Raw genomic sequence first — 6,000 nt, 5'->3', positions numbered from 1 at the left:
GCAACTCCTCAGTTTGACAACTAATACAATTGTTTCAACTTATAGTTCCACACCAACGACAAACAAAGGATATTTTCCACATCTGCTCACTATTTTGTAAACAAATATTAAGTTCGCCAGCGGTATCTTGCTAAGGGGGATTTAGGGGGCTTTAACAAAACCAGGTGATCGCGCATTCATTCCCTGAGGGGGTGACAACAAGGCTAAAAACTAGACAGGGTATGGGGTGACCGGGTGTGGGGTGTGGGGAAAATAGAAGCGAATTTGGAGTGAGCCTAGGGATAACAATCGCTCCGAAACCTGATTTAACCGTCCCGTCGCCACTCCGCCAGCTCCTGATCTTCCCCTACACCCATCACCCCACACCCCACACCCCGTAAAGCTTTTAAGGCTGTTTGTCACCCCGTCAGATTCATTCCTTAATTCAGCAACGCCGAATTTTATATCTAAGTCTCTGAAGAAAACCTGCATCTGGGGGCAGGGCTAACCTCAATCCACCCATAATTTGTTGTAGGTCATCATTAGTCAATTCATCTAGAAAACTTTCCGGGTCATCAAATAATTCAGCACCACTGGGTTTGAGGTCATTAATCTTGATATTACTCATGCCGTTTATTCTCCAAGTAATATATAGTTTTAGGCTCAATCCATTCGGAGTTTATGGATTAATTATCATCCTAGCCAGCTAAAATTAACTATCCATGAAAGTAAATAATCTAATAAGACATAAAAGTAAAAATTATGTCTTATTACTTACGCATCAAACCCGGTTTATTGTCAGCGATCAGTGATCAGCTATTAGCTATCAGTCATCAGCGATCAGCGATCAGCGATCAGTTATAGCAAGGGAAGTATAGTTTAGGACATAGTCTTTTGGTTGAAAGGGAGCAGGGAGCAGGGAGCAGGGAGCAGAAGATGTCTTAAGCTTTACTTCGACTGCTATATCAGCTATCAGCTATCAGTCATCAGTTATCAGCTATCAGCTATCAGCTATCAGCTTTTGAATAAAACAGGTAAGCATTGGTTTAATCTCTGTTAGGTAAGCTGACGGCTGACGGCTGACCGCTGACGGCTGACCGCTGACGGCTGACCGCTGTTCGCGTAGCGTGGCCAAAGGCCAAGGCTGACCGCTGTTCACGTAGCGTGGCCAAAGGCCAAGGCTGACCGCTAAATGCTTAAACCAATCCGTTGCAAGATCAGTTCATACTTGATCAGGATCCACTCCCATGGCTCGTAAGCGAGCAGCCAGTTGCTCAGCTCGTTGTTGAGCTTGGGCTAATTGCTGTTGAGCTTGGGTAGCTTCTTGTTTAGCTTGAGCTGCTTGTTCTTGAGCTTGCACTGCTTCTTGTTTAGCTTGAGCTGCTTGTTCTTGAGCTTGCACTGCTATCTCTTCAGCAGTAAGTAGCACAATTCCGTCCAAGGTAGCCCAAGGTAACCAAGTAGTATCGACATTATTTTTATAGACCCCTTGCCAACGGACTAAGGCTAATCCTAATCTTTCGCTAATTAGTCGTCCTTGTTCATCTTCAGTTAAAGGCTGATACACGCCATTGTGCCACCTAAATCCGGCAAAATCATCTGGATTAAAGGGGTCGTACCAAAAATACTCTGGTACTCTGACTTGGTCTTGATAAACTACTTTTTTAGTAGTTTTATCCGTGTTAGCTGTACTGTCAGAAATTAGCTCAATGATGACATCAGGTCCTTTACCTTCTTCCCAAACTACCCAACTTAGTCGTTCGACTTTGGGAACTCCAAGCACTACAAATACATCCGGACCAAGGCCGTAGGCCACGCTTCGCGAAGCGATGCAGCAAGGGAACAGGGGGTTTCCCCCATGAGCGACTGCATCAAGACACGGAAGTCTTGATTCCTAATTTGTGCTGCACTGAAATGAAGAAACATATTACCCCCAACATAGCCATCTTCCCACTGGGCTAACCAAGGGTATAACGGATCAATCAGCAATTCCATCTGAAGTTTATGTCGTTCCGTTTCCATGGGAATACCGTCATCACAGGGAAGTTCATATTGGGTTGGCGGTACAGGAGTATTAGGCACAACAGCAGAGGTCATGGTTTTAGACATAGTTTCTCTTTGGTGGTATCACCTACTCAACGATAACGCCCATCGCTACGGTATCGTTGAAACTCGCAAAAAAAACTAGCACTTGGTTATGTATTTTTTGACCAAACTATGGTATAAGAGTTGCTACACTAGTTATTCTATTAGTAGTAAAATTTTATAGGACAGTATCGGAATAGTTGTTATAGAAAAGGGAACAGGGAACAGCGGATCTGGGAACAGAAATATGTCTTAACCTTTACTTCGACTGCTATTACTTCGACTGCTATATTTAGTCCGATTAGTAAGATGCGATCGCGTAGCGTGACCAAAGGTCAATCCCGTAGCGGCTCGTACCGAGCATCGCAATGCCACTTGCTTCAGTAGGGTCTAGGTCAGATTTACCCTGTGCAGACAAATCCGCTCCTGCTGTCCGGGGCGTAAGCGATCGCGTCATCGTCTCCGGATTGTACTGGAAAATAATCACACTAGCTAGAGGGTTAGCAGGGTCTAGAGCGACTATTGCCCCTCTCAACAAACGAGGGGAAAGGGGAGATGTAGCCATGAAATCCTTGTGGTTAATAAACTGCTGATCTCAAGTCTGTTTGAATACTTATTATTGAGCTAACTCATCACTTGTTAATTGTTAATTTTTGATTGTCAATGGTCAAAGTCAATATAGCAAGGGAGCAGGGAGCAGGGAACAGAGAAGAGGGAATAGGGAATAGGGAATAGCAATGCGCTGCATCAAGAGGTGCGAGCCGTGGCGAATTTAATTCTTAATGGTAAGAGCGCACCTAACAGGGAATCAATGTCAAAGAAGACTGTACCTCATAACTGCGATCAACGCTATATAACGCTTATTTTTGTAGTTTTAAATATTATTAAATCTCAGCTAAAACAATGGTAAATAAGGGAGCATGTCACTTAGGCATAACATTTGTACTAAGGTAATAGGTAATGGGTAATAGGTAATAGGTAATGGGTAATAGGTAATAGGTAATAGGGGGAGCATGTGACTTATGAATATTTGTACATTATCTATAGCCCCCTGATGGGTTTAAGCTTGCTCTAATGGGACATAGTACAAATGTTCTGCAACGCAAGACCTGCTCCCGGTAAATAATGCTTTTTGCTCCGTGATATTTGAAAGTATTGCCATAAATTAAGTCCTAGATATCCTCCATGTTGAGCTCAGCATGGAGTAGTTTTAATTTCGAAATTAACCGATAATCACTCCTAAGTTATGCCGTGATCTGATCAGCTAAACAAAAGTACCCTCAAAGGTACTGTGAAGGTAGATTTATATCTGAGATTATAGAAATGTGTTGATTAAAAGTAATTGCAGCAAGAGGTAAAACCGATGGCTTACAAATACTATAATCCCTGTGTCTTCCAAGTTCCGATCAAATTAGAGGTACCCATTGTTCTCGATCTAGCTGTAGCTGCTAAGCCTAAGTGTTTTACTAAATATGAGGACCAAATGGAGCTCGAACAGGCGGAATGTAACGGAACTGGTACTGAGTCACCCGAACCGGTTATAGCGCTACGCGCAATGGCATTGGCAAGAGGCAAAATGCAAAAGTTGACTACAACAGCTTTTGCAGCTTTTATCAATGTCCTAACTTTAATGCGTAGTGCTATACCACTTAATCCCCTTAGGAATCTTTGAAAGGAATTTTTGACAGCTGGCTTTGAAGTAGTTTATAGGAATTAATTCCTGAAACCCCCCTAGGATCTAAGAGGTTGTCTGAGAAGTCTCATTTGCTACATTCAAGCCCCCTAAATCCCCCAATTTTGGGGGACTTTTAGAAGCAAATTGACTCTTGTTCCCCCCAAAGTTGGGGGGCTAGGGGGGCAAAATTCAGTATCAAAAAACTTGGTAGATATCCTCTAAGGATCTAAGGTCTCTACAGCTGAATGCTTACCTTTCTGAAATTCACTGATGCTGAGGTGAATTATCTAATCACTGATTACCACTCTTTCTTTTTAATAAACAGGCAACTATGATCAAACGCTTTCTTACCAAAGACATGCTCGACTTTGACGCTCCAGATCAAGTCAAAGAAGTTATCCAACCTCAAGGGCGTCCACCGGAAACAGACCCTACTCTGGGTATCCGTCCGGAATTAAGTATTGAAGTCAACCAAAAGCCAGGCACTCCCCGACATCGACTGGTCACCATTGGTGATTCCCTAAGCCATGGCGTCCAGAGTGGAGCAATTTTTAACACTGACCTATCCTATCCCATGATGATTGCTCAAGAAATGGGTTGGGAAAAACACCTGCGTCGTCCCAGCCAATATGGTAAATTTGGTGGATTACCCCTGAATATGGAGTATGTAGTTAGGCACTTAGAGCGACAGTTTGGTGACCAGATAAACTGGTGGGAATTAGGGTCGGCATTGTTTTCAATCCGCGAATTTATGGACGACATAGAAGATTATTGGGAACGGGGTCCTGGTTGGCAAGGGGGCGTTGGTTCTACTGTTGCTATGGAAAAAGGAATTAACCACAACCTCGCTATTTATGGTTGGAATCTCAAAGACATTATCTCTAAGGACGCAGATACCCTCAGAAAAGAAATCCAGGCACCAACGGATCATCTATTGCGGCAAATCGTTGAGAAGGCCAACGAACATGCTGGATTGAGGGTTTTGGACTCCGCACGGGATTCACAGGGTAAAGCACTTACCCCAGTCCAAGCTGCCGTGGCACTAGGGCAAGAAGGAAGTTTAGAAAACGGTGAGGGAGATGGTATTGAAACCCTGATGATCATGATTGGGGCGAATAATGCCATGGGCACCATTGCTCAATTGCAGGTCAGATGGAGTTGCGATCGCGATTTAAATTCACCACAGCCCAATCAGCGACCTACAATCTGGTCTCCGGAAGATTTCAAAGCGGAATTGGATCAAGTAGTTGAGCAAGTCAAGCAAATCCAAGCTCGCCATGTCATTTTGGCTACAGTTCCCCATGTCACCATTACGCCCATTGGTCGTGGAGTAGGAGATAAGATCGCTACTGGCTCGCGATACTTCGCCTACTACACCCGTCCTTGGATTAGCGACAAAAATTTCGACCCCAACCGTGACCCGCACATTACCGGACAACAAGCCCGAGCAATTGATAGCGTCATTGATCAGTACAATGAATATATTGCTGATGCTGTAGGTCAGGCTCGAAAAGAAGGTCGAGATTGGTATTTATTTGAATTAGCAGGGTTACTGGATAGCTTAGCTTATCGACGTTATATTGAAGACTCCGACGCCAGACCAGATTGGTGGACTCCCTATCAGCTGGCACCGGAACTCGAAGCGCTTTCACCAGTACTGGATACTCGCTTTTTTAGATCCGATGCCACCGGTCGCACCAGCGGTGGTTTGTTCTCCCTAGATGGCATTCATCCCACTACCATTGGCTACGGTATAGTTGCTCAAGAATTGATCACTATGATGCAGCAAAAAGCTGGTGTCAAGTTTTATCGCAAAGACGGTCGCACAGAGCGTCATGATCCAGTCAAGATCAATTTCCAGCGCCTGATTGCTCTAGATACCCTGATTTACGACCCACCGAAATCTTTATCGAGTAGTCTGAAATGGCTGGATTGGCTCGATCAGAACTTGCAGATTTTCTAGGGCTTAGCTTCCGGCAAAATTCATCCCACATCTCAATGCTACGCCATGAGTTTGGGATGAATTTTGCACAGGGTATCCATGGAATTGCTATATATTCTAGCAATTATCATAGTTATGAGGTACACAATTTCGGTATTTTAGGGAACAGGTAACAGCGGATCACCGGAACAGAGAAGAGAGAAGAGAGAATAGGGAATAGGGAATAGGGATGCGCTACCTCAATACTGTACCTCATAACTGCGATAAACGCTATATGTACTGATAAACAAAGCCGAACGCGCCCCGCGTGGCCTACGGC

At 44.2% G+C, this 6,000-nt stretch carries 8 protein-coding genes; 2 read left to right on the top strand and 6 right to left on the bottom strand.

Annotation, left to right across the window (positions count from 1 at the left end):
* Nucleotides 1-424: 424 nt before the first annotated feature.
* The 5 genes from F6K46_RS28500 to F6K46_RS28485 form a co-directional block, all read right to left on the bottom strand.
* Nucleotides 425-607 (bottom strand): bacteriocin, encoded by a 183-nt coding sequence (locus F6K46_RS28500; protein ID WP_293063443.1) that lies wholly within the window; start codon nt 605-607, stop codon nt 425-427.
* Between the two features lie 418 nt (nt 608-1,025).
* Nucleotides 1,026-1,151 carry a hypothetical protein gene (locus tag F6K46_RS28495; RefSeq protein ID WP_293063441.1) on the bottom strand — a complete coding sequence of 42 codons (126 nt, stop codon included), beginning with the start codon at nt 1,149-1,151 and terminating at the stop codon, nt 1,026-1,028.
* Nucleotides 1,152-1,201: 50 nt separating this feature from the next.
* The gene (locus F6K46_RS28490; RefSeq protein WP_366510789.1) at nt 1,202-1,795 is read right to left on the bottom strand and encodes a Uma2 family endonuclease; all 594 of its coding nucleotides are present in this window, start codon (nt 1,793-1,795) and stop codon (nt 1,202-1,204) included.
* Nucleotides 1,762-2,088: a hypothetical protein gene (locus F6K46_RS40335; RefSeq protein WP_364305553.1), complete on the bottom strand. Its 327-nt coding sequence runs from the start codon at nt 2,086-2,088 to the stop codon at nt 1,762-1,764. The genes F6K46_RS28490 and F6K46_RS40335 overlap by 34 nt, the downstream gene beginning before the upstream one ends.
* A gap of 277 nt (nt 2,089-2,365) precedes the next feature.
* Nucleotides 2,366-2,629, bottom strand: coding sequence for a hypothetical protein (locus tag F6K46_RS28485; RefSeq protein ID WP_075896879.1), 264 nt, complete (start codon nt 2,627-2,629; stop codon nt 2,366-2,368).
* A 798-nt stretch (nt 2,630-3,427) separates the two neighbouring features.
* Between F6K46_RS28485 and F6K46_RS28480 the strand changes: the two genes are divergently transcribed.
* Complete coding sequence (locus F6K46_RS28480; RefSeq protein WP_070391307.1) at nt 3,428-3,736, top strand: hypothetical protein; 309 nt, start codon at nt 3,428-3,430, stop codon at nt 3,734-3,736.
* Between the two features lie 334 nt (nt 3,737-4,070).
* Entirely contained in the window at nt 4,071-5,702 is a 1,632-nt protein-coding gene (locus tag F6K46_RS28475; RefSeq protein ID WP_293063439.1) for an SGNH/GDSL hydrolase family protein, read from the top strand.
* A 112-nt stretch (nt 5,703-5,814) separates the two neighbouring features.
* Here the strand turns inward: F6K46_RS28475 and F6K46_RS28470 are convergent, their stop codons facing one another.
* Entirely contained in the window at nt 5,815-5,937 is a 123-nt protein-coding gene (locus F6K46_RS28470; RefSeq protein WP_293063437.1) for a hypothetical protein, read from the bottom strand.
* Nucleotides 5,938-6,000 lie beyond the last annotated feature (63 nt).

It is taken from the genome of Moorena sp. SIO3E8, from assembly GCF_010692445.1.
In the GTDB taxonomy this organism is placed as follows: Bacteria; Cyanobacteriota; Cyanobacteriia; order Cyanobacteriales; family Coleofasciculaceae; genus Moorena; species Moorena bouillonii.
The sequence above is the reverse complement of the archived record's forward strand: the minus strand, read 5'-3'. Positions and strand labels throughout refer to the sequence as shown.